Source organism: Hyphobacterium sp. (genome assembly GCF_043584775.1).
In the GTDB taxonomy this organism is placed as follows: Bacteria; Pseudomonadota; Alphaproteobacteria; order Caulobacterales; family Maricaulaceae; genus Hyphobacterium.
Genome location: NZ_CP121327.1, coordinates 2,487,175 through 2,507,484, shown reverse-complemented (window position 1 = coordinate 2,507,484; position 20,310 = coordinate 2,487,175). Strand labels below are relative to the sequence as shown.

Sequence of the window (20,310 nt, the reverse complement as noted above, 5' to 3'; positions counted from 1 at the left end):
GCGATCAGTCTGATCGGACTGGTGCGGGCGCTAAAGAATCGTCAGCGCGCGAAAGCGGAAAACGCCTCGACGACTTCTTCATAGACAGCGCGTTTCCAGCCAATGATGAGCGGCGGAATGTTGGACAGCTTTTCCCACCGCCATTCGGCAAACTCCTGTGGCGGCACCGCGGTCAGATCAAAATCTGAATCCTTGCCCGTATAGCGGAAGGCAAACCAGCGCTGTTTCTGACCCTTCCACTTGTATCGCTTCTGGTCCGGCCGTGCCGGCAGGCCCGGCGGGAAATCATAGGCGATCCAGTGATCAATGGAGCCGAGCAGGTCGAGTTGATCTGACCGCGCGCCGGTCTCTTCATAGGCTTCGCGGCGGGCGGCCGCTTCGGCGTCCTCGCCCTCATCCATGCCGCCTTGTGGAAACTGCCAGATCTGCGGGCCATTGACGTCCGCGCGGCGGCCAATCCAGACCAGCCCGTCGCGATTGAACAGGACCACACCGGCATTGGGCCGGTGTTGCGGATAGGGGTCATCCATCAATGACCGCCGGCAGAGGCCGCGGATTGTGCGCCACCGCGTTCAGCCTGCTGCCGCGCCATGACGGCAGATGGCGGTGCCAGCGCATAGCCGCGCGCTTCCAGCCCCTCGGCCCAGCGGGCGACCTGGTCGACCGTGGAGCGATAGGCAAAGCCGGCGCCGACCGAACTGCCATTCTGCAGCGCAAGCGCCTCCAGCGTCAGCAGGCGGTCATCCACGGCGGATGGTGAGGGATCTTCATCCAGCACGCGGTCAGCAATGCCCCAATGCGCACCGGCATTCCCGCCTGCCGCCTCAATCGTTGACCGGCGGCCCGTGCCATCATGCAGGAAGGAGACGCCTCGTTCCTCCAGCGTGGCCATCAGATGACCCAATGCCGGTTCGGACGTGGAGAAGCGCGCGCCCAGATAATTGGTCATGGCGAAATAGCCGGTCGCCTGGCTCATCAGCCAGTAGAGGCGGCGGGAGTTTTCGGTATTAGGCGCGTCGGCCAGCAGCGTGTGCGGTCCCGGATCATTATTGGGATAATCAAACGGCTCCATCGGAACCTCGATCAGCACTTCATGACCCGCGGCCCGCGCCTGATCGATCCAGCTTTGCAGATCGCGGGAATAGGGCGCAAAGCTGAGCGCGACTTCCGGCGGTAGATCGTTAATCGCGGCCTCGGTGACGGCACGGTTCAGCCCCATGCCGCCGATCACCACGGCAATCATCGGCATGTTGGGGTCGCCATGCCAGGGCCGGGCATAGGCCTGATCCGGGCGGGTACCATCGGGGCCAATGGCCGGCAGAGGCCCGGAGGGCCCTGGCGTGGTCAGGCCGGTCAGCGGCGCGGCCACCAGTGCGTTCGGATTGGTCTGTCCGGCATGCTGCGCTTCGGCATGCGACGGGTCAGAGCCGCTATCCGGCGGCGTGGCTTCGAAGGTTTCCGGCACGCCCGACAATGACGGTTCGATCTCTGAATCCGGCGCGGTGAATTCGACCGGGCGGCGGATTTCGGCGGTCTGTACTTCCTGAGGCGCCGGTTCGGGGATCGGCGCAAGCGCCTGACGGGCCACGGGCGGGCTTCCTGCAGGGTCGCCGAGCAGCGCGATCATCAATGCGCCGATACCAAACAGCGTCGCCGCCCCCAGCCCGGCGAGGGCAGGCGCTTTGAAAGCTTGTGTCGCGCTTGTTGTGCTTCCGCTCATCTTTACCCGGCAAGTCAGCCTGCGGGTCCGGCCGAATCAATTCGGTCGGACCTTTGCCTGATTGCTGCCCGCTGGCGGGTAAGAAAGGGTTAAGACGGGAGGCTGAAGGCCTGTCCTATTGCAGTGCGGCCTGCTCGCGTTCAGCCAGTCCGGCGAGGATTTCCAGAGCCCGCTCCAGCTGGAAGTCATTGCCTTCGTAGTCTTCCGGCGGCTGTTCGATTGCAGCAATGTTTTCGGCTTCCCGCTCCGTGCCGTCCTCATTCTGAAGAGCACCATCCAGCGCGGACTCGCTGTAACGCGCTTCGGCACTGTCCTCGATCGGGCGGAACGCCACCAGCCAGTCCGGTACAATACCGGTCGCCTGAATGGAGCGGCCCGAGGGCGTGTAATAGCGTGAGGTGGTCAGGCGCAGACCGCCATCACGGCCGCCACGCAGCGGGATTAGCGTCTGAACCGAGCCTTTGCCGAAGCTGGTCCGGCCCACAAGCGTGGCGCGCTCGCGGTCCTGCAGGGCACCCGCGACGATTTCCGACGCGCTGGCGGAGCCTTCATTGATCAGAACGACCACAGGGGCCCCATTGATCATGTCACCTGGACGGGCATTGAAGCGCTGGTTTTCGCCCGGATTGCGATAGCGTGTGGTGACGATTTCGCCGCCATCCAGGAAGGTATCGGTAACGCCGACCGCCTGATCCAGCAGACCGCCCGGATTAAAGCGCAGATCGACAATCACGCCCGGTATCGTACCGCCAAAGGCTTCGCGCATTTCAGCAATCGCTTCATGCAGCGTTTCTGTCGTGTGCTCATTGAAACCCGCAATGCGCAAATAGCCGAAGCCTTCTTCCTCGCGCCAGGCGACAGTGCGCAGCGGAATGATCTCACGCACCAGATTCAGATCGAAATTTTCCTCGTCCTCGCGGGCGATGGTGATGGTGACCGGGGCGCCAACAGGGCCGCGCATCAGATCCACGGCTTCATCGGTTGAGAACCCGATGATGGAATCGCCATCGACGGCAATGATCTGGTCGCCGGGCTGCAATCCGGCCCGGCCGGCAGGCGTATCTTCATAGGGCGAGACGATCGTGATGCGGTCATCGCGGACGGTGATTTCCATACCGAGGCCGCCATATTCACCGCGCGTCGAAACCTGCATATCCTGGAAGCTGTCGGGCGAAAGATAGGAGGAGTGCGGGTCCAGGCTTTCCAGCATGCCTTCAATGGCCGCCTCGATCAGCGCCGCATCATCGACATCGGTCACATAATCCGACTCGATCCGCGACAGGACATCGCCGAACAATTCGAGCTGGCGATATGTGTCTTCGCGGGAGTTGTCGAAGCCTTCTGCGGATACCGCGAGGGCACCGGCGCCAAGAGCGAAAGCAATGGCTGCTGCAATGAAATTCAAACGCATGATCTAACGAGTCCTTTTCTCTCGCCCGCACTACCCGGATTGCGATCTGACCCTTAACCAGGGCTCAGGGTCAACCGCTGTTTCTCCGCGCCGGATCTCCAGATACAAATCCGGTGCCACTTCATCATGATCGGGCATCTCCCCGATGGGTTCGCCCGCCAATACCGACTGGCCCGCCTCGGCATAGATGGAAGCTAGGCCAGCCAGCACAATATAGTAGTCATCGCCTGCACTCAGGATCAATAGTCCGTTATATGTATTAAATGATCCGGCGTATTCGACCCGCGCATCGAAGGGGGCGACCACCTGCCCGCCGGCGCGGGCACGAATACGGATGCCTTCCAGTGGTTCGTTATTCTCGTCATCCTGCCGGAAACGCAGCACGATCGGCCCTTCTACAGGCGGCCGCAGCTCACCCCGGCTGTCGGCAAAGCGGAGTGTTTCAATGGGAGCCATGGCCGCTCGGGCCACCACCAGACCGTCTTCCGGACGCAGGGCCGGTGCCGGAATGTCATCACTCCGGATCAGCCGCCGCGGATTAAAGCGGGGTGAAATTTCTGTCATCCCGCGCAGGGTTTCGAGTAATTGCCGCAAGGAACGCGCCTGTTCCCCCGCCGTGGCGGCGACATCGGCCAGACGTTCGGCCTCTCCCCGGCGGCGCGCTTCCAACTGCCGCCGTTCGGCGAGAAGCTGGCGGATCGTGTCTTGTCGCTCATCCAGTTCCTGCTCGGTCGAGGCCAGTTCAAGCCGCTCGGCTTCAACCTCTGCCCGCACGGCGCGCAAATTGTCGAGCTCCGCCGCCAGCACAGCGGCCCGATCCTGTAATTCCGGCGTGATCGCAGCCAGAAGGCTTGCGGCCCGAGCGGCCTCTTCGGCTTCACCCGGCGATGTCGCCAGCGCGGGCGGTGTGCCGCGTTCAATACGCTGAAGGGCCGCAAGCACATCGATCAGGGCGTCCCGATCGGCCAACAGGCGTTCCAGAATGGCATCTTCCTGCGTGGTGAGGGCCTCGATGCGGCGTTCGATATCCAGCGCCGCCTGCTCACTGCTCGAGACACGATTGGCCGCATTCACCAGCCGGGTTTGCAATTCGACAATCTCGGCCGCGAGCGCCTCGGCTTCCAGCCGCGCGGCTTCGGCGCGCTCGGCGGCCTCATCCTCCTCCTGCTCCAGACGTTCGATCTCGGCAGGATCGGGCGGCGGCGGATCGCCGGCGGTCTGGAAAGCGAGAATAAGGGCAGGAAGCCACATGGCATCAATCCCGGTGATAGGGCGAGCCGGACAGGATGGAGACCGCCCGGTAAAGTTGCTCGGCCAGCATGGCGCGAACCAGCATGTGGGGCCAGACCGCTTTTCCAAACGACATCGTCAGATCCGGATTGCCGAAGGCGGCCCGGTCAAGCCCATCAGCGCCACCAATCACGAAACAGGCGTCGCGAATGCCGTCATCACGCCAGCGCGCCAGCGCATCGGACAGGTCGCGCGAAGAGAGCGCCTTGCCCCGTTCATCCATCAGACAAACCGCCGAACCGTCTGGAATCTGGGCGGCCAGGGCCGTTGATTCTGCATTGCGGGACTTGAACGGTTTGGGATCAATCTCTGTTTCCGTCAGCGGACCCAGAGCAATCTGCGGCCTGCTGGCCCGGATGCGGTCGGCATAGCGCTGGATCAATTCGCGTTCCGGGCCGGACTTCAGCCGCCCGGATGCGATGATCCGCAATTGCATACCGGATCAGCCTTCAGGCTTTTCAGGGGAATCCACCGACCACATGCGTTCCAGATTATAGAAGGTGCGCACTTCCGGCCGGAAAAGATGGACTACGACATCCCCGGCATCGATCAGCACCCAGTCCGCCGTTGCCAGCCCTTCGGCGCGCGCGCGGCCGTGACCGGACTCCTTCAGCGCCCGGATCACATGATCGGCAATCGCGCCGACATGGCGGTGCGAGCGTCCTGAAGCGATAATCATGAAGTCGGTGACCGATGATTTTCCACGCAGGTCGATGGAAATGATATCTTCCGCCTTGTCATCCTCCAGAAGGCCCGTGATGAGGCTTTCGAGGGCTTCGCTGGTGGCATCGCCGCCTTTGGCGATGACGGGGGCGGTCTCGGCGGTTTTGGCCGTCCGATCAGTTTGCGTGGTCAGTGGTCTGCTCCTGCATGAATGTCTGAAGGATCAGCATAGCACAGACTTTACGCACGTTCGAGCCAGTAGAGTGTGAAATAGCCGCGCGCATCACTCCAGTTCTGCCGAACGGCTAGCCCGGCGCTTTCCGCCAGCGCCGTGAAGCGCTCGATCGAGAATTTATGGGAGTTTTCGGTATGGATCGTCTCGCCGGCTGAAAAGCGGAAGGTCTGGCCCGAGACAGAGAATTCCGTGTCACGATTGGCTACCAGATGCATTTCGACCCGCGCTGCTTCGCTGTTCCAGACTGCCTTGTGATCAAACGCATCTGTCTCGATCGTGCCGTTCAGCTCGCGATTGATCCGGGTCAGGAGGTTGAGATTGAAGGCGGCGGTCACGCCGCGCGCGTCGTCATAGGCATTTTCCAGAATATCCGCTGACTTGACCCGGTCGGCCCCGATCAACAGGGCATCTCCCGGCCGCAGCCAGTCGCGGATCGTCTCCAGCAGCGCCTTGGCTCCGCCCGGTTCGAAATTTCCGATTGTCGAGCCCGGAAAGAAGACTAGCCGTTTTCCATCCGGGATAGGCAGGTCTTCGAGGGGGACGGGCTGGGTGAAGTCGGCACAGATCGCCCCGACCGACAGGCCGTCATAGCGCGCCGCGAGGTCTTCACAGGCAGAGATCAGATGCTCTTTCGAGATATCGAGACCGATATAGGCTGCCGGTCGGTCCAACGCATTGAGCAGCTTGTCGATCTTCACACTTGAGCCGGAGCCCGGCTCGATCACGACCGCGCCAGGCCCGGCTTTCGCGGCGATGTCGCCGGCGATCGCGTCCAGAATACCGATCTCCGTCCGAGTGACGTAATAGTCTTCCGTATCGGTGATATCATCGAACAAAGCCGAGCCGCGCGCATCATAGAAATGCTTGGGCGGAATGGACTTCTGGGGCCGGGATAGGCCTTCCAGCACGTCATCCTGAAAGCGGGATTTGGGCGGGTGCAGGTCCTTGAAAAAGGACAGTTTGCCAGCAGGGCTCGGCGTCGTCATGAAAAGGCTCGATAGTGGCTGGCAGAACGGGGCTAGGTGTCGCGCATTTGCGACGAGGCCTCACTATGTAGGGGTTCGGTCAGATAGGTCCACCCCGGAACCCGACGGCGGGCGATCAGTTTGGCGTGAGATTCTGCAATCCGGCTGCCGGCCATGCCGCGTGCTGCCGGCGAGAGACGCGCCCGGATCGGGTCCTGAGGCCGCGCGATAATGGCAATAGGGGTGGAGGCCGCGATCTCGCGCCAACGCCGCCAGCGGTGAAATTGCTTGAGATTGTCTGCCCCCATAATCCAGACAAAGTGAACCTTGGGATAGCGCTTGTTCAGGACGTTCAAAAGCTCTGCCGTCGTGCGGATGGCGGTGCGCTTTTCAATATCGCTGATCACCATGCGCGGTCCGGGGGCGGCCATCTCGACGCTGACAAACCGCCGGGAATAATCTCCGGCCTGATGTGACTTCAGCGGGTTTTGCGGCGAGACAATCCACCAGACCCGATCCAGCCCCAGTTGTTTCAAGGCGGTCTGCGCGACATGGCGGTGACCGGCGTGCACAGGATCAAAACTGCCGCCGAACAGTCCCACCGTCATACCGGCGGCCAGAGCCTCGCTTTTCAAGGGCGAAGCGCGGCGGCCGCGCCGTATGGCGCCGGCAAAACGGACCGGACGAGACCGCGGATTCACGGCGTCCAGCGCTCTTCGGGCTCGCCGTCCGATTCCGCTTCGATCCGTTCTTCTTTCTCCTGAGCGCGGGCGGCCTTGATCTGCTCCCAGAGGGCAAACTGCGCCTCGCGCATGCCCTTATTGCTGGCTGCGGACAATTGCATCACCGGCTTGCCACATTCGGCCTCCAGAGCTGCGGATTTTTCGGCGATTGCTTCGTCGTCCATGGCGTCAATCTTTGACAGGGCGACGATCTCGGGCTTGTCGACCAGCCCCTCGCCATAGGCATCCAGTTCGGTGCGAACAGTCCGATAGGCGGCGGCGACATCGTCCTGTGTGCCATCGACGAGATGCAGCAAGGTGGCGCACCGTTCGATATGACCCAGGAAGCGGGCACCGATGCCGGCGCCCTCGTGCGCGCCTTCAATCAGGCCCGGAATATCTGCAATGATAAACCGCGCATCGGCGGCCAGATCAACCACGCCGAGATGGGGATGCAGCGTGGTAAACGGATAGGCCGCGATCTTCGGGTGCGCGCGGCTGACTGCGGACAGAAAGGTGGATTTCCCGGCATTGGGCAGCCCCACCAGCCCGGCATCGGCAATCAGTTTCAGGCGCAGCCAGATCCAGCGTTCAACGCCGGGCTCACCTTTCTGGGCGTGGCGCGGCGCCTGATTGGTGGACGATTTGAAGAAGGCATTGCCCTTGCCGCCGCGGCCGCCTTCCATCAGCAGGACACGCTCGCCCGGCTTGGTCAGGTCAAGCAGCACGGTCTCGCGGTCCTCATCGAGGATTTGGGTGCCGACGGGCAGTTTCAGGACCACATCCTCACCCGCGCCGCCCGTGCGATTGGCACCGGAGCCGCCTTCGCCCTTGGCCGCCTTGAAGTGCTGCTGATAGCGGTAGTCGATCAACGTATTGAGCCCTTCAACGGTCTCGGCCCAGACGTCACCGCCCTTGCCGCCATCGCCGCCATCCGGACCGCCGAATTCGACATACTTCTCCCGCCGGAAACCGACCGCGCCGTTTCCGCCATCGCCGGATTTGATAAAGATTTTGGCCTGATCAAGAAATTTCATGTTTCGCCGACTTTGCGTTTCGCGCCTCTATACGCGGTCTTGCCCCAAATAGCAGCCACCGCACTGAAAATCCGTGCCCGGACACGTTTTTACTTGCGTGAATCCTGTCCGGGCCAAAAACTTGGTTTGCCGTGACGCGATTCAATTGGATTGCCAGCGAGCAATTTTGTCTCCTGAAGCCACGGAGTAACGGACGCAATGGCTAGAAAACCTCGAAGCAAGAAAAGCGAAGCACTGGAGATTCGCGTTTCTCATGAGGAGAAACAAGCCTTCATGAAAGCGGTCGCCAGCCGGGGAGAGTCAGCCAGCTCCGTCATCCGGGATGCCATGCACGGTTTTGTGCGCAATGGCCGAAGCAGAAGGAGAAACATCATGATCACCACAATTCTTGTGACGGGCGCCGTCGGCCTCTTGACTTTTCAACTTTCCACAGACGGCGAGGCGTTGACCTATGCCGGTATCAGCGAATTCACCGAAATGGACGATAATGGCGACCGCATTCTGACCTTTGAGGAATACCGCACCTTCCACGATAGCGCCTACAATAATCTCACGGGGGCCAATGGTCCGGGGGCTTTTGGCTCGGCTGTCGGTGCGCTTCTCGCAATCTATGGCGGTGAACTTCCCTCCGGTTTCGGCCGCCGGGCCCGTGAAAATCCCGATAGTATTTCTACTGGGTGCTGGGCCGCCCTCGAGGACAGCTGGCATGCGCACCTGGTCCGGCGACACGGCATGATGGATGCCGATTCTGACGGCCAGGTATCGGTGCTGGAGTACAGCGAACGCCGGACAAACCAGTTGCGGGCGCAGTTCGGGTATATGGATCGTGACGGGGACGGCCTGCTCGACCCGTACGAGGTGATGCCTTCTGCCGAGGACGAGATCGCCATGCGCGCCTCTACCTCCCGCAATGAATCCGCTCATGTCGCGATCTGTTTTGGCGACACACCGCCGGAACAACGCGAACCCATGTCAGAGGCCTCGCGAATACAATCCCGCAACGCGCTGATGACCATGATGGACCTGGATGGAGATAACGAGATCAGCTGGGCGGAATTCCACGCCAGTATGGGTAGTTAGTTCTCCAAAACCATGTCCAGACTTGTCGCGTAGGCGAGGCGTCCCATGCAGAAAAGGCGCGTGGTTTCTCCTGTATAGGTGAATCCCAGGCGCGCCAATACACGGCCCGACGCCGGATTGTCGTCAAAATGCCCGGCCGTAATCCGCCGGGGCGTCAGATCGGCTGATGCGGCGCTGATCAGCCCGGCGGCGGCCTCGGTGGCGATGCCTCGCCCACGCGCATCAGGTCCGATCCAATAGCCGATTTCCCAGTCGGGCGCGTCCGGGTGCCGTTTGAACACACCGCTCGCCCCGACCAAGGCGTCGGACTGCCGGTCCGCGATGGCATAGACATAGCCAGCCTTGCGGCCGGCCCCGGCCCGGACGCTCAATACGTAGAGTTCGGCCGCCAGAAGCGGGTAGGGGTCGGGTATGCGCGCCGTATTGCGCGCAATACTGCCATCCCGGCAATGATGATGAATGGCGGGTGCGTCGCTGATCTCCAGCGGCCGCAAAATCAGCCTGTCGGTTTCGATCCTGTCCCTCATGGGTCGATCTCCGGCGGGGAAAAGAAAAGGGGAGGCGGAACCCGCCTCCCCTGAATTCTTGTCCAGCCACCGGTTCCGCCCTTGCGTGGGGCGGTCCGGGTCTGTCCGTCCGCCCTATTTGGCTGCGTCAGCCGCGACGACCGAACAGAACATCTTGCCACCGGCTTTCTTGGCAAAAGCCACACGGCCTTCGGTCAGCGCGAACAGGGTGTGATCCTTGCCCATGCCGACATTCTCGCCCGGATAATACTTGGTGCCGCGCTGACGCACGATGATGTTGCCCGGAATGACCGCCTGGCCACCGGATTTCTTGACTCCAAGGCGCCGGCCTTCTGAGTCGCGTCCGTTACGGGATGAACCGCCAGCTTTCTTATGTGCCATGGATTAGTCCTCCGACTTCTTCGCAGCCGGCTTCTTGGCCGCGGTGGATTTCTTCGGGGCAGCCTTTTTGGCGGCCGCAGCTTTCTTGGCTGCCGGCTTGGCATCGGCTTTGGCCGCTGCCTTCTTCGGGGCTGCTTTCTTGGTTGCCGGTGCGTTATCAGCGGCAGCTTTCTTCGGCGCTGCGGCTTTCTTGGCGGCCGGCTTGTCGCCCGGGGCCAGGATTTCCGAAATGCGCAGCTTGGAGAACCACTGGCGATGACCGGCCTTGCGGCGATAATTCTGACGGCGGCGCTTCTTGAAGACGATGATCTTCTTGCCACGGCCGTTTTCAACCAGCTCGGCCACGACCGACGCGCCGGTGACCATCGGTGCGCCGACGGTGACACCCTTGTCGCCGCCCAGCATCAGCACGTTCTCGAGAACGATGCTGTCACCGGCTTCACCTTCAATTTTTTCGACGGAGATCTCGTCGCCCGGAGCGACGGTATACTGCTTGCCGCCAGTCTGAATGACTGCGAACATGGAATTTTCCTTTCTACAACAGGACTTTATGCCTGCTCTTTTTCTTCCCCGCCTGTCCCGGCGGGCGTTGTGGATCGGCTTTAAGCCGGAGTGAGCGCGGGACATACCCCTGCGAGCCGTCTTTTGTCAACGCGCAACGCGCATGGCTACGGGATATTTCCAGTTCACTCTCTTGATTTTCCCAAACCACTCGGCCAAAAGGCCTGTCCCCGCGGAGAGGTGCCAGAGTGGTCGAATGGGGCGGTCTCGAAAACCGTTGAGCGCGCAAGCGTTCCGAGGGTTCGAATCCCTCTCTCTCCGCCATATTCCAGGATGTCTGATTTGAGCGATACGGCCGGTTCAAGGAGAACCGGCAAATCGCGCCGGCCGAATGGTGCCAGCTTGCGGCCTGAATTCACAAAACCCTGGCGAGCAGGGATCCGTTCGCTTTTGTCGGGCAGCGTGCCGCAGCGTTGTGCCTTATTCGCTCGCAGCCTCAGTCAGATGGGCGTTCAATTGGCCGAGTGACCAGGCGTTCGCTTGCAGGAAAAACTCCCTCATGGGGCTATCCTCGTCAGTATAGCCAACGCCTGAGATCGTCACGCGCGTCAGGTTTGGCTCCAGGCTCTCAAATTCAACAACCGATACCAACCGATCGAGAACATCCTGCGATGCGAAGTCAGGGGGGGCCTGGATGGTTTTAAGTACCAAGAACTGTTCCGGCAGATATGCCAATATCGATATGACTATGTTTGCAGGATCCCCGACAGTCGCATCGTCTGCGTAGGACGCCTCAATCGTTCCATTCACCCGAAGGTCAATGACCGCAAAGGGCGAGGCCCAGGCTTGATAGCCTTCACTTGTCGTAAACGCGGCCCATACGTCCTCAACAGGCGCAGCTATGGCAATAGCTTGAGTTGGAATCGGGAATTCGCTCAAGGTTTGGACTTCGCCTGTGGTCTCCGGCGGTGCGGCACTCAGCGAAATGGATGACTGCCCACATGCGGCAAGCACGAGGCTCAAGCCAGCAATCACGGTGCGACTGAAAAATTTCGGCATATTGTAATCCCCTCTGGACGGTAAAATTAGGCCACCCAAGGGCATTTCGCCAGCCGTAATCCAGCTCAATGCCGTTTTCAGAAGAAACTCGGTGGTCGCCGGTAGGCCGCCAACCTGGCGGCATGAGCAAGAACCCTTTTCGCCATTCCAGGATATCGCCCGAGGTGATCCGTCTTGCGGTGATGTTGTACGTCCGGTTTCCGCTGTCGCTTCGGAACGTCGAGGATCTGCTCCACGAACGGGGCATCGATATCACACACGAGACGGTGCGGTTCTGGCGGAACCGGTTCGGCCCGATGTTCGCTGCGGAGATAGGGCGAAAGCGTACCGACAATAATTCCTCGGAATGGGCGTGGCCCCTGAACGGGCAGTGTCAGATTAAACGCGCCGTTATCGGTTCGCCGGTAAAAATGCATGGATGAACAGCCCATTTCGCTACTTCAAGACGTCGCCTGAGGTGATCCGCCTTGCGGTTATGATGTATGTCCGTTTTCCATTGTCGTTGCGAAACGTCGAGGACCTGCTCCATGAGCGCGGCATCGATATTTGCCATGAGACGGTGCGGTTCTGGTGGAATAGGTTTGGGCCAATGTTCGCAGGTGAAATCCGCCGGAAGCGGGCGGATCGCCTTCGCGCCTGGCCCCAGTGGCAATGGCATCTGGACGAAGTCTTCGTGAAGATAAATGGGGTCACTCACTACCTCTGGCGCGCCGTCGATCACGAAGGCGAGGTCCTCGAAGCCTATGTCACAAAGCGCCGCGATCGCCATGCTGCGTTGAAGTTTCTGCGCAGGGCGATGAAGCGATATGGCAATCCAGAGGTCGTCGTGACTGATCGACTAAAGTCGTATCGGGCGGCCATGAAAGTGATTGGCAATGAGGGCAAACAGGATGTCGGGAGGTGGCTCAACAACAGAGCCGAGAACAGCCACTTACCCTTACGAAGACGAGAGCGAGCCATGCTTCGTTTCCGACGAATGCGAAGTCTACAACTCTTCGCTTCCGTTCATTCCTCAATCCACAATCACTTCAATCTCGAACGACATCTCAACAACAGAAACTGGTTCAAGGAGCACCGGCAAAACGCGCTGGCAGAGTGGCGGCAACTTGCCGCCTAAACTCCGATTTTCCTGGATAGGCGAGACCACTTCGCTTTAGTCTGACACCACCTTCCGGAGGCATTGCTGAGAAGCCTGCCGGGCGGCCTGGGAGACGAGATATTCCTTGCGAGTCAGAACATCTATCCGGCGCAGCTTTTGGCCACCGGCTTTGAATTTGACGCACCCGATATCGAAACGGCGTTCACGCAAATCCTCCGCGGCCCGCTGGCAAAGACACCTCCAACTGCCATCGCCATGGCTTGAGGCGCCGGCCAGACATCGCCGCAACTGGCGCTCGGGAAGAAAGCTGATCCGTCCCTCAGGGGCGCGCGCATTCGTGCGCCCGCCCCTGTATCCGGAACAGGCCCTATTCTTCGCTGTCCGCGACTTCCTCGTCTTCGACTTCTTCTTCGTCCTGACCCGGAATGATGAAATTCCGGTCGCTGAATCCGAAGGCCGGATCGGGCATGGCGCCGCTTGCCGGCGTAACAGCCAGCTGGAAGCGCTCGCCGCTGCACTCACCGGGGGCGGGCGGCATGGCCGTATTCATCACCATGAGGCCGAGATGCTCCCATCCCGTCGGATCCACCGTGCCAGACGACCCCAGCGGGATAACCTGGATCTCGCCATTGCGCTGTCCCAGTACGAAAAGGCCGATATTCTCCCCGCGATTCACGGAGATTGTGGTTGGTTCAGCCAGATCGAGCGCGAAAAAGTTGACGCCCAGTTGCTCGAGAAGCCCCTTGCTTCCGGCCCGGCTGGCCGGGCTGATCGTCCCAGAGACTTCGACCGTGCGGTTGAAAACCGGCGCCAGATCATAGTCCAGCGCATAGTTCTGGGCCCGCCAGCGGATGACGGCTTCGTTCAGGCTTGAGCCTTCTTCCCGCAAGGCAGCGTCCATGGTTTCCAGACCATCCAGATGCGCCGCATTTTCCCAGAAGCGGACAATCATCTCGTTGCCATGGACATCGGCGATGGATTGCAGCAGCGTCCACTGTCCATAATCCAGGCCTTCATCGGACGTGCTCCAGCAGCGGCCGGGGCGGGAAAAGTCCGACGACACATAATCGGTGGCGTCCTGATCATCGCCGACCGTAACCGTTTCGATCCAAGAGGCGGTGGATTCATAGAGCCAGTCGAGTCCCTCGGTGGAGTCATAACCATACTGGACGATATGGTTCAGCTCATGCGTGGCCGTCGCGCGGATCAGGCTGGACGGTCCGGCATCGCCAAGACCGGCAAAATCGTTGTCGATCACAAACACGGCGCGCGAAGCCGTTTCCTCGCGTGAGTCCGTCGTCCACGGATTGTCAAACACCGTTTCGACCGGGCGTGCAAAGCCGAGCACGCCGCCCGCCTCGGTGATGAAGGCACGGAAAACGCCTTCATCGTCGCGGATGGGTTCGGCAAAACCGATGGCAATCTGGGCATCGAGACTTTCCTGCAGGGCGGCCCCGACCTCGATCGCGTAGGCTTCGGAGGAGGCGTCTTCACCCTCCAGCGTGTAGAAGACGATGAAATCGTCCGTCCGGATTGAAAGGACTTCGCCGCTGAGCGAGATATTCTCTCGCAAGGCTCGCAATTCGTCGACGATGGCGGCGTCGACGAGTGACAGCACAAGGCTGAATTCACCCGATGAGTTGCCGCCGCGATAGCGTTCCATGCTGACGGTATAGTCACCGGATTCTTCGATGGTCAGCGCAATCGCCGAATTGAGCGATCCATCGCCGCGGTCATCATTGAGCGCAACGGGTTGACCGTCCGGACCCAGAAGCCGCAGAACCGGGTCGAGATCGCCCGACAGCGCATCGGCCAGAACCAGCAAAGTCTGTCCTGCGTCTAGCGAGACCGGGTATTCCTGCGAAGACTGGTTGTCATCGATTATCCCGGTATAGCGGGCAATCTCCGTGCCCTCGATCGCGGAAAAATCATACGGCAATTCGGCTTCGGGATCGATCGCTGCCGATATCATGACATCGCCAACATCGGCACCCGAATAGGAGCCGAGCACCAGCTGATAACGGCCGGTCTGGTTGATTTGCAGCAGAATGCGGGAATTCAGCGTGCCGCCTTCGCGGCTATCATCGTTTTGCGCGGCAACGCTGCCAGTCGGCGAGCGTAACTCCAGCGTCGTATCGACATTGGGGCTGATCGCGTAAGTGTCGGCAACGAGAATATCGCCTTCGGTCAGGTCCAGACCGACCGAATGGGTCGGGCTGCCATTGTTCAGCGTGACAACTTCCTGCGTGAGAATTTGCGCCGCATCAGACAGGCCGAAATCCACGCCATCGGTGACATGCAGTTCAAATGCGCCGAAGCTGCCGCCATACCCGGTCACCGATGCCGTATAAACACCCGGCGAAGGAGGTTGAAAAATGATCTGCGATTGCAACCCGCCACCCGCATAGTCGTCGTTTTCGGCCAGTATCTGACCATTCGCGCTAACAATGCGCAGGACGGTATCAAAGTTGGTATCCGATTCCGTTGTCAGAGTGACCATCTGGCCGTTCGACAAATCAATCTGGAAATCAACACTGGGCTGGGTCTGACTGACCTCGCCCGGGCGAATGTCGTCTTGTGCGCCTTGCGCAAATGCCGACGCTGTCGCGCATGCCAGGATAAGTGAAAGAGCCCCGTAACGCATGAACATCCCCTGTCTTTGTATGATTTCGTGCTGTTGCTGGCAGAGGGCATAGCCATGCCATTTGACGACTGCAAGGCGCAAATGTGCCGCAGCCCTTACGACCGTCCCGGTTTGGGCCCTTTGCGTTTCACGCGCTTGAAGGATTGGTTGCCGTCATCATAGCTGGCGCGATGCGGTTTGGGCTTGCCTCTGGATTTGAACTTAGACGGACTGCCGCCGGCCTTCGTTGCGGCATTCCCCGCTGCGGGACGCGCATCCGGGCTATCCGTTTTTCTGAAGTGACTTTTTCCGGCAAAGGGCGGCTTCGGCTTGTCCGAATTCGCACGGAATTTCGGCTTTCCACCATGGGCTTTTCGGGGGCGTGGCTCCGCTGACGCGGTTTCGGCTTGTTCGTCGCGGCGGCGGGGTGGTCCGTCATCGGGATTATAGCGCGGCGTGGCCGGCGAAGCCGGACGGCCCCGTTTTTCTCCGGCGGCAGGTTTGCGGAAGGGCTTGTCCTCCCGCGCTCTGGGCGGCCGCGAACCTTGCGGACGCTCCGCCCGGTCCGGTCGATCTTCGCGAGCCGGGCGCTCGACAGGCGCAGGCCGTTCCGCCGGACGGGCGGGTTGTTCGGTGACATCTACCCGCTTTGCCGGACGGGCCGGACGGTCTGTTGCCTCGGATCGCGCCTCGGTCCGGGGTTCGAACTTGCGTTTCGGCCGCTCCTCGCGGACGCGGTTTTGCGGTTTGTTGGTCGGCGCATTGGCGGGATGAATGTAGATTGAACCTTCCGCCCCGCCGGAAGCTTTGACGTGCGCAGCGAACCGTTCGGCATGATCGGCTGCAATTTCAAACAGGGTTTCGGTATCGCCAATCTCGATGGCGCCGACTTCATTACGGGTAACATCGCCCATCCGGCAGATCATCGGCAGGAGCCAGCGCGGCTCGGCGCGCTGATTGCGTCCGGCGGTCAGCTTGAACCAGGCCCCGCCGACAAAAGGTTCGCGGCGCGGATTTTTGGTGCGTTCACCAGCGGCAGGCACCACCATCAGATCTTCGGCTGACGGCGTTGAGGCCTGCATGCGGTTCAGGAAAGCCGCCGCGATTTTTTCCGGACTATGCAGCGCCAGCAATTCGCGCGCTTCGCTCAGCGCCTCTTCATCATAGTCCTGTTGCAGACTTGGATCATTCAGCAGGCGTTCGCGATCCTTCTCCTTGATATCGTTCAGGCTGGGCGCTTCACCCCACGCCGCTTCGATATGGGCGCCGCGCAAAAGACGGTTCATGCGGCCGCGCTGGTTTTGCGGCACGATCATCACGCAGACACCTTGCTGGCCTGCGCGGCCGGTCCGGCCGGATCGGTGTTTGAGAACATCGCTATTGGTCGGCAAGTCGGAATGGACGACAAGTTCCAGACCCGGCAGATCGAGACCGCGCGCGGCAACATCCGTCGCGATACAGACCCGGGCGCGGCCATCGCGCAGGGCCTGCAGGGCATGAGTGCGTTCTTTCTGCGACAATTCACCGGACAGGGCGACGGCCGCAAAACCGCGATTGCCAAGGCGGGCCGAAAGGCGGTTCACGCCTTCCCGGGTCGCGCAAAACACAATGGCGCGTTCCGCCTCGTAATAGCGCAAGACATTGATGAGGGCATTCTCGCGATCGGCCGGCGCGACGCTCAATGCGCGGTATTCGATATCGGCGTGCTGCTGGCGCTCGCTGACCGTCGACAGCCGGACGGCATTCGTCTGATAACGCCGCGCAATATCGGCGATGGATTTCGGTACGGTGGCCGAGAAGAGCAGGGTCCGCCGATCTTCCGGCGCACCTTCGAGGATGAATTCCAGATCTTCACGGAAGCCGAGGTCGAGCATCTCGTCTGCTTCGTCCAGGACCACAGCGCGCAAGGACGACATGTCCAGCGATTTACGTTCGATATGATCGCGCAAGCGGCCGGGCGTGCCAACGACTATGTGGCATCCGCGTTCCAGCGCCTTGCGTTCCGAGCGGGCATCCATGCCGCCGACGCAGGAGACGATACGGGCCCCGGCTTCGCCGTAGAGCCAGAGCAATTCGCGCTGCACCTGAAGCGCCAACTCGCGCGTCGGCGCAACGACAAGGGCCAGCGGCGCAGCGGCATGGTCAAATCGGTCATCTTCGCCCAGCAAAGTCGGGGCGATGGCAATGCCAAAGGCGACGGTCTTGCCAGAGCCGGTCTGGGCAGAAACGAGGAGGTCGGCGCCAGCGGCCTCGTCGGTCAGGACGGCCTCCTGGACTTCGGTCATCTTGGTATAGCCCTTGCCTTCAAGGGCGCGCGCCAATGCGGGCGCGATACGGGAATTCATGGTCATGACAGGTGTTTTTCCAAATGGGCGCAAGGCTTTGATCCGTCTGGACCAAGGCTCCGGTGAGTTATCAAAGTGCGCTTATCAAGCGTCACCCCATACCGAAGCTTTTCCGCGCGAGGCGCGTCTAGCACACTCTGTTTCGAAACGCGATAGGGCGGCGTGGCCTAGCCAGGAGCCGTGCCTTCGCGTTACGGTGAGCCATATATTGCACTTCACCCGTCCGGGTCAGGGTGAAGGTTATTCAGAAGATTAAATCGTGCGAGCCGGGACTCGACGAGGAGAGACAGTGTTTTTTGATGAAATGCTCGATGAGGCAGGCGCAGCCCGCGAACCCTACGCGGATTATTGCGACTGGCTGAAAGACCGCGATATTCCCGCCCTGCGGCGAAAGTCACGAGAGGCTGACGCCTTCTTTCGCCGGACAGGCATCACCTTCAATGTCTACAGTGAGGCGGCGGCCGATGAACGTCTGATCCCTTTTGATCAGGTTCCGCGGATCATCTCGGCGCGGGAATGGGCGAAATTGTCGAAGGGCATCGAGCAAAGGGTCCGGGCGCTCAACGCCTTCCTGCACGACATTTATCATGATCAGGAAATCATAAAGGCCGGGCGGGTTCCGCTCGATCTCATCGCCAACAATGAAGCCCTATTGCCGCAAATGATGGGCATGGAGCCGCCCGGCGGCGTTTATACCCACATTGTCGGCGTCGATCTGGTCCGCACCGGCAAGGATGAATTCTATGTGCTGGAGGACAATGCCCGCACACCATCCGGCGTGTCCTACATGCTGGAAAACCGGGAAACCATGCTGCACATGTATCCCGAGCTGTTCTCGCGGATCAATGTCGCCTCGGTCAGCGATTATCCCCTGAATTTGCGTCGGTCCCTGTCGCGTTGTGCGCCAGATGCCTGCGATGGCAAGCCGGTGATCGCCGTTCTGACGCCGGGCCTGCATAATTCAGCCTATTACGAGCATGCCTTTCTGGCCGAGCAGATGGGCGCTGAACTGGTTGAGGGTCATGACCTCCGCGTCATCGACGGCCGGGTCGCGATGCGCACCACGCAGGGCTATCAACCGGTTGATGTTATCTACCGCCGTGTCGATGACGACTTCCTGGACCCGCTGAATTTCAATCCCGAATCCATGCTGGGCGTGCCCGGCATTTTCGACGTCTATCGCGCCGGCGGGGTCACCATCGCCAATGCGCCGGGGACCGGGATTTCAGACGACAAGGCGCTTTATTCCTACATGCCCGATATCGTCGAATTCTATACCGGGCAGAGCGCCATTCTCGAAAACGTTCCGACCTGGCGCTGTTCGGAAAGCGACTCGCTCGCTTACGTGCTGGAACACCTCGAAGACCTGGTGGTCAAGGAGGTCCATGGATCGGGCGGCTATGGCATGCTGGTGGGACCGGCCGCCAGCAAGAAGGAGGTCGCGGCCTTCCGCGAGAAGCTGAAGGCCAACCCATCCGGCTATATCGCTCAACCTACATTGGCCTTGTCGACCGTGCCGGTACTTGCGAAATCCGGAATGGCGCCGCGCCATGTGGATTTGCGGCCCTTTGTTCTGGTTTCGCCCGACAGTATCGACATCACGCCCGGGGGGCTGACCCGCGTGGCGATGAAGGAAGGGTCGCTGGTGGTCAATTCCAGCCAGGGCGGTGGCACAAAAGACACTTGGGTATTGGAAGACTGACGGTATGCTTGGCAAAACCGCAAATGGCCTCTTCTGGATGTTCCGCCAGCTGGAGCGCAGCGAGAACACAGCGCGCCTCGTGGAGGCCGGATTCCGCATGGCGTTGACGCGCCAGGCGTCCGGCCAGAATGAGTGGGCCTCGATTGTTCGCACGGCAGGATGTGATGACACCTACCGCGCGCATCACGATGAATATACCGCCGATCGCGTAATCGATTTTCTCCTGCGGGATTCAGAAAACCCGTCCAGCGTCTATTCGGTTTTCCAGCAGGCCAGAAACAATGCCCGAATGGTGCGCCCGGCGCTGACACGTGAGGTTTGGGAGGCCACAAATGAGGGCTGGCTGACCTTGAAGGATCTGTTCGCCAAACCTGTGCGGCAAAGCGAACTGCCGAATGTTCTGGCGACGATCCGCCAGAGCAGTGCTCTGGTCCGCGGATCCTGGCACGGGACCGCGCTGCGCAATGACATATACAGTTTTGCCCGCCTCGGAACCCGGATTGAGCGCGCCGATAACACGGCGCGTATTCTGGACGTCAAATATTACGTCCTTCTGCCGACATCCGCGTCGGTCGGGTCTTCGCTGGACAATGTCCAATGGGAATCAATTTTGCGCTCGGCCTCGGCGGCACGTGCCTTCAACTGGCTGCATGGGGGCGAGACCACGCCGCTGAAGATTGCCGATTTCCTTATCTTCAACAGACAGGTGCCGCGTTCCCTGATCTACTGCTGCAAGGATATGGCGCGGGCTTGCGAGGAGTTGGGCGACAACTATGGAGCGCGGCTTGCCTCGGCTGACATGGCGCAATCCATGTTCGACCTTCTGGACGCGCAATCCGCAGAAACGGTGTTCAAAGCCGGGTTGCACGAATTTCTGACCGATTTCCTTAGCCGCAATAACGCGCTCGGGATCCAAATCGAAGCCGATTACAGGTTCAATGCGTGATCCG

General features: G+C 60.6%; 20 protein-coding genes, 1 tRNA gene and 1 pseudogene. 7 read left to right on the top strand and 15 right to left on the bottom strand.

The annotated features are described in order from the left end of the window. Positions 1–41: 41 nt before the first annotated feature. The 9 genes from P0D52_RS12535 to obgE all read right to left on the bottom strand — a co-directional run bounded on the left by P0D52_RS12535 (position 42) and on the right by obgE (position 8,043). Complete coding sequence (locus P0D52_RS12535; protein WP_394692984.1) at positions 42–530, bottom strand: RNA pyrophosphohydrolase; 489 nt, start codon at positions 528–530, stop codon at positions 42–44. Further along, complete coding sequence (locus tag P0D52_RS12530; RefSeq protein WP_394692983.1) at positions 530–1,720, bottom strand: divergent polysaccharide deacetylase family protein; 1,191 nt, start codon at positions 1,718–1,720, stop codon at positions 530–532. The genes P0D52_RS12535 and P0D52_RS12530 overlap by 1 nt, the downstream gene beginning before the upstream one ends. Before the next feature lie 115 nt (positions 1,721–1,835). Beyond that, positions 1,836–3,131, bottom strand: coding sequence for a S41 family peptidase (locus P0D52_RS12525; RefSeq protein WP_394692982.1), 1,296 nt, complete (start codon positions 3,129–3,131; stop codon positions 1,836–1,838). A gap of 30 nt (positions 3,132–3,161) precedes the next feature. Beyond that, positions 3,162–4,382: a murein hydrolase activator EnvC family protein gene (locus P0D52_RS12520; RefSeq protein ID WP_394692981.1), complete on the bottom strand. Its 1,221-nt coding sequence runs from the start codon at positions 4,380–4,382 to the stop codon at positions 3,162–3,164. 4 nt (positions 4,383–4,386) lie between these two features. Further along, the gene (gene rlmH / locus P0D52_RS12515; protein ID WP_394692980.1) at positions 4,387–4,857 is read right to left on the bottom strand and encodes a 23S rRNA (pseudouridine(1915)-N(3))-methyltransferase RlmH; all 471 of its coding nucleotides are present in this window, start codon (positions 4,855–4,857) and stop codon (positions 4,387–4,389) included. Positions 4,858–4,863: 6 nt separating this feature from the next. After that, on the bottom strand, positions 4,864–5,226 hold the full coding sequence (rsfS, locus tag P0D52_RS12510; protein WP_370543771.1) for a ribosome silencing factor: 363 nt from the start codon (positions 5,224–5,226) through the stop codon (positions 4,864–4,866). Positions 5,227–5,324: 98 nt separating this feature from the next. Next, positions 5,325–6,305: an L-histidine N(alpha)-methyltransferase gene (gene egtD / locus P0D52_RS12505; RefSeq protein WP_394692979.1), complete on the bottom strand. Its 981-nt coding sequence runs from the start codon at positions 6,303–6,305 to the stop codon at positions 5,325–5,327. Between the two features lie 32 nt (positions 6,306–6,337). Beyond that, complete coding sequence (locus P0D52_RS12500; protein ID WP_394694796.1) at positions 6,338–6,892, bottom strand: nicotinate-nucleotide adenylyltransferase; 555 nt, start codon at positions 6,890–6,892, stop codon at positions 6,338–6,340. An 89-nt stretch (positions 6,893–6,981) separates the two neighbouring features. Further along, the gene (gene obgE / locus P0D52_RS12495; protein WP_394692978.1) at positions 6,982–8,043 is read right to left on the bottom strand and encodes a GTPase ObgE; all 1,062 of its coding nucleotides are present in this window, start codon (positions 8,041–8,043) and stop codon (positions 6,982–6,984) included. Between the two features lie 372 nt (positions 8,044–8,415). Here obgE and P0D52_RS12490 point away from each other — a divergent pair, with 372 nt between their 5' ends. After that, positions 8,416–9,123: a hypothetical protein gene (locus P0D52_RS12490; RefSeq protein WP_394692977.1), complete on the top strand. Its 708-nt coding sequence runs from the start codon at positions 8,416–8,418 to the stop codon at positions 9,121–9,123. On the opposite strand, the gene P0D52_RS12485 is transcribed toward P0D52_RS12490, so the two are convergent. The 3 genes from P0D52_RS12485 to rplU all read right to left on the bottom strand — a co-directional run bounded on the left by P0D52_RS12485 (position 9,120) and on the right by rplU (position 10,658). Further along, complete coding sequence (locus tag P0D52_RS12485) at positions 9,120–9,650, bottom strand: GNAT family N-acetyltransferase (protein WP_394692976.1); 531 nt, start codon at positions 9,648–9,650, stop codon at positions 9,120–9,122. The genes P0D52_RS12490 and P0D52_RS12485 overlap by 4 nt on opposite strands. A gap of 114 nt (positions 9,651–9,764) precedes the next feature. Next, positions 9,765–10,031: a 50S ribosomal protein L27 gene (gene rpmA / locus P0D52_RS12480; protein ID WP_394692975.1), complete on the bottom strand. Its 267-nt coding sequence runs from the start codon at positions 10,029–10,031 to the stop codon at positions 9,765–9,767. A 3-nt stretch (positions 10,032–10,034) separates the two neighbouring features. Next, positions 10,035–10,658 carry a 50S ribosomal protein L21 gene (gene rplU / locus P0D52_RS12475; protein ID WP_394692974.1) on the bottom strand — a complete coding sequence of 208 codons (624 nt, stop codon included), beginning with the start codon at positions 10,656–10,658 and terminating at the stop codon, positions 10,035–10,037. Positions 10,659–10,766: 108 nt separating this feature from the next. Here rplU and P0D52_RS12470 point away from each other — a divergent pair. Then, positions 10,767–10,856: transfer RNA gene (locus P0D52_RS12470), tRNA-Ser, on the top strand. A 156-nt stretch (positions 10,857–11,012) separates the two neighbouring features. Here P0D52_RS12470 and P0D52_RS12465 read toward each other — a convergent pair. Then, positions 11,013–11,591, bottom strand: coding sequence for an SRPBCC domain-containing protein (locus P0D52_RS12465; protein ID WP_394692973.1), 579 nt, complete (start codon positions 11,589–11,591; stop codon positions 11,013–11,015). Positions 11,592–11,713: 122 nt separating this feature from the next. Between P0D52_RS12465 and P0D52_RS12460 the strand changes: the two are divergent. The 3 genes and pseudogenes from P0D52_RS12460 to P0D52_RS12450 all read left to right on the top strand — a co-directional run. Next, a pseudogene (locus P0D52_RS12460) lies at positions 11,714–11,899 on the top strand (IS6 family transposase); the annotation flags it as partial. A gap of 110 nt (positions 11,900–12,009) precedes the next feature. Next, positions 12,010–12,708 (top strand): IS6 family transposase, encoded by a 699-nt coding sequence (locus P0D52_RS12455; protein ID WP_394692972.1) that lies wholly within the window; start codon positions 12,010–12,012, stop codon positions 12,706–12,708. A 63-nt stretch (positions 12,709–12,771) separates the two neighbouring features. Continuing rightward, entirely contained in the window at positions 12,772–12,954 is a 183-nt protein-coding gene (locus tag P0D52_RS12450) for a DUF1731 domain-containing protein (protein ID WP_394692971.1), read from the top strand. A 103-nt stretch (positions 12,955–13,057) separates the two neighbouring features. Here the strand turns inward: P0D52_RS12450 and P0D52_RS12445 are convergent, their stop codons facing one another. Further along, on the bottom strand, positions 13,058–15,334 hold the full coding sequence (locus P0D52_RS12445; protein WP_394692970.1) for a DVUA0089 family protein: 2,277 nt from the start codon (positions 15,332–15,334) through the stop codon (positions 13,058–13,060). A gap of 95 nt (positions 15,335–15,429) precedes the next feature. Then, entirely contained in the window at positions 15,430–17,664 is a 2,235-nt protein-coding gene (locus P0D52_RS12440; protein ID WP_394692969.1) for a DEAD/DEAH box helicase, read from the bottom strand. 298 nt (positions 17,665–17,962) lie between these two features. Here P0D52_RS12440 and P0D52_RS12435 point away from each other — a divergent pair, with 298 nt between their 5' ends. Both P0D52_RS12435 and P0D52_RS12430 read left to right on the top strand, forming a co-directional pair. After that, on the top strand, positions 17,963–19,360 hold the full coding sequence (locus P0D52_RS12435; RefSeq protein WP_394694795.1) for a circularly permuted type 2 ATP-grasp protein: 1,398 nt from the start codon (positions 17,963–17,965) through the stop codon (positions 19,358–19,360). Positions 19,361–19,364: 4 nt separating this feature from the next. Then, on the top strand, positions 19,365–20,306 hold the full coding sequence (locus P0D52_RS12430; RefSeq protein ID WP_394692968.1) for an alpha-E domain-containing protein: 942 nt from the start codon (positions 19,365–19,367) through the stop codon (positions 20,304–20,306). Positions 20,307–20,310: the final 4 nt, after the last annotated feature.

What these genes read in the sequence shown, in the direction of transcription:
- P0D52_RS12535 (WP_394692984.1), bottom strand. Translation starts at nt 530, where the DNA reads ATGGATGACCCCTATCCGCAACACCGGCCCAATGCCGGTGTGGTCCTG.
- P0D52_RS12530 (WP_394692983.1), bottom strand. Translation starts at nt 1,720, where the DNA reads ATGAGCGGAAGCACAACAAGCGCGACACAAGCTTTCAAAGCGCCTGCC.
- P0D52_RS12525 (WP_394692982.1), bottom strand. Translation starts at nt 3,131, where the DNA reads ATGCGTTTGAATTTCATTGCAGCAGCCATTGCTTTCGCTCTTGGCGCC.
- P0D52_RS12520 (WP_394692981.1), bottom strand. Translation starts at nt 4,382, where the DNA reads ATGTGGCTTCCTGCCCTTATTCTCGCTTTCCAGACCGCCGGCGATCCG.
- rlmH (WP_394692980.1), bottom strand. Translation starts at nt 4,857, where the DNA reads ATGCAATTGCGGATCATCGCATCCGGGCGGCTGAAGTCCGGCCCGGAA.
- egtD (WP_394692979.1), bottom strand. Translation starts at nt 6,305, where the DNA reads ATGACGACGCCGAGCCCTGCTGGCAAACTGTCCTTTTTCAAGGACCTG.
- P0D52_RS12500 (WP_394694796.1), bottom strand. Translation starts at nt 6,892, where the DNA reads ATGACGGTGGGACTGTTCGGCGGCAGTTTTGATCCTGTGCACGCCGGT.
- obgE (WP_394692978.1), bottom strand. Translation starts at nt 8,043, where the DNA reads ATGAAATTTCTTGATCAGGCCAAAATCTTTATCAAATCCGGCGATGGC.
- P0D52_RS12490 (WP_394692977.1), top strand. Translation starts at nt 8,416, where the DNA reads ATGATCACCACAATTCTTGTGACGGGCGCCGTCGGCCTCTTGACTTTT.
- P0D52_RS12485 (WP_394692976.1), bottom strand. Translation starts at nt 9,650, where the DNA reads ATGAGGGACAGGATCGAAACCGACAGGCTGATTTTGCGGCCGCTGGAG.
- rpmA (WP_394692975.1), bottom strand. Translation starts at nt 10,031, where the DNA reads ATGGCACATAAGAAAGCTGGCGGTTCATCCCGTAACGGACGCGACTCA.
- rplU (WP_394692974.1), bottom strand. Translation starts at nt 10,658, where the DNA reads ATGTCCCGCGCTCACTCCGGCTTAAAGCCGATCCACAACGCCCGCCGG.
- P0D52_RS12465 (WP_394692973.1), bottom strand. Translation starts at nt 11,591, where the DNA reads ATGCCGAAATTTTTCAGTCGCACCGTGATTGCTGGCTTGAGCCTCGTG.
- P0D52_RS12455 (WP_394692972.1), top strand. Translation starts at nt 12,010, where the DNA reads ATGAACAGCCCATTTCGCTACTTCAAGACGTCGCCTGAGGTGATCCGC.
- P0D52_RS12445 (WP_394692970.1), bottom strand. Translation starts at nt 15,334, where the DNA reads ATGCGTTACGGGGCTCTTTCACTTATCCTGGCATGCGCGACAGCGTCG.
- P0D52_RS12440 (WP_394692969.1), bottom strand. Translation starts at nt 17,664, where the DNA reads ATGACCATGAATTCCCGTATCGCGCCCGCATTGGCGCGCGCCCTTGAA.
- P0D52_RS12435 (WP_394694795.1), top strand. Translation starts at nt 17,963, where the DNA reads ATGCTCGATGAGGCAGGCGCAGCCCGCGAACCCTACGCGGATTATTGC.
- P0D52_RS12430 (WP_394692968.1), top strand. Translation starts at nt 19,365, where the DNA reads ATGCTTGGCAAAACCGCAAATGGCCTCTTCTGGATGTTCCGCCAGCTG.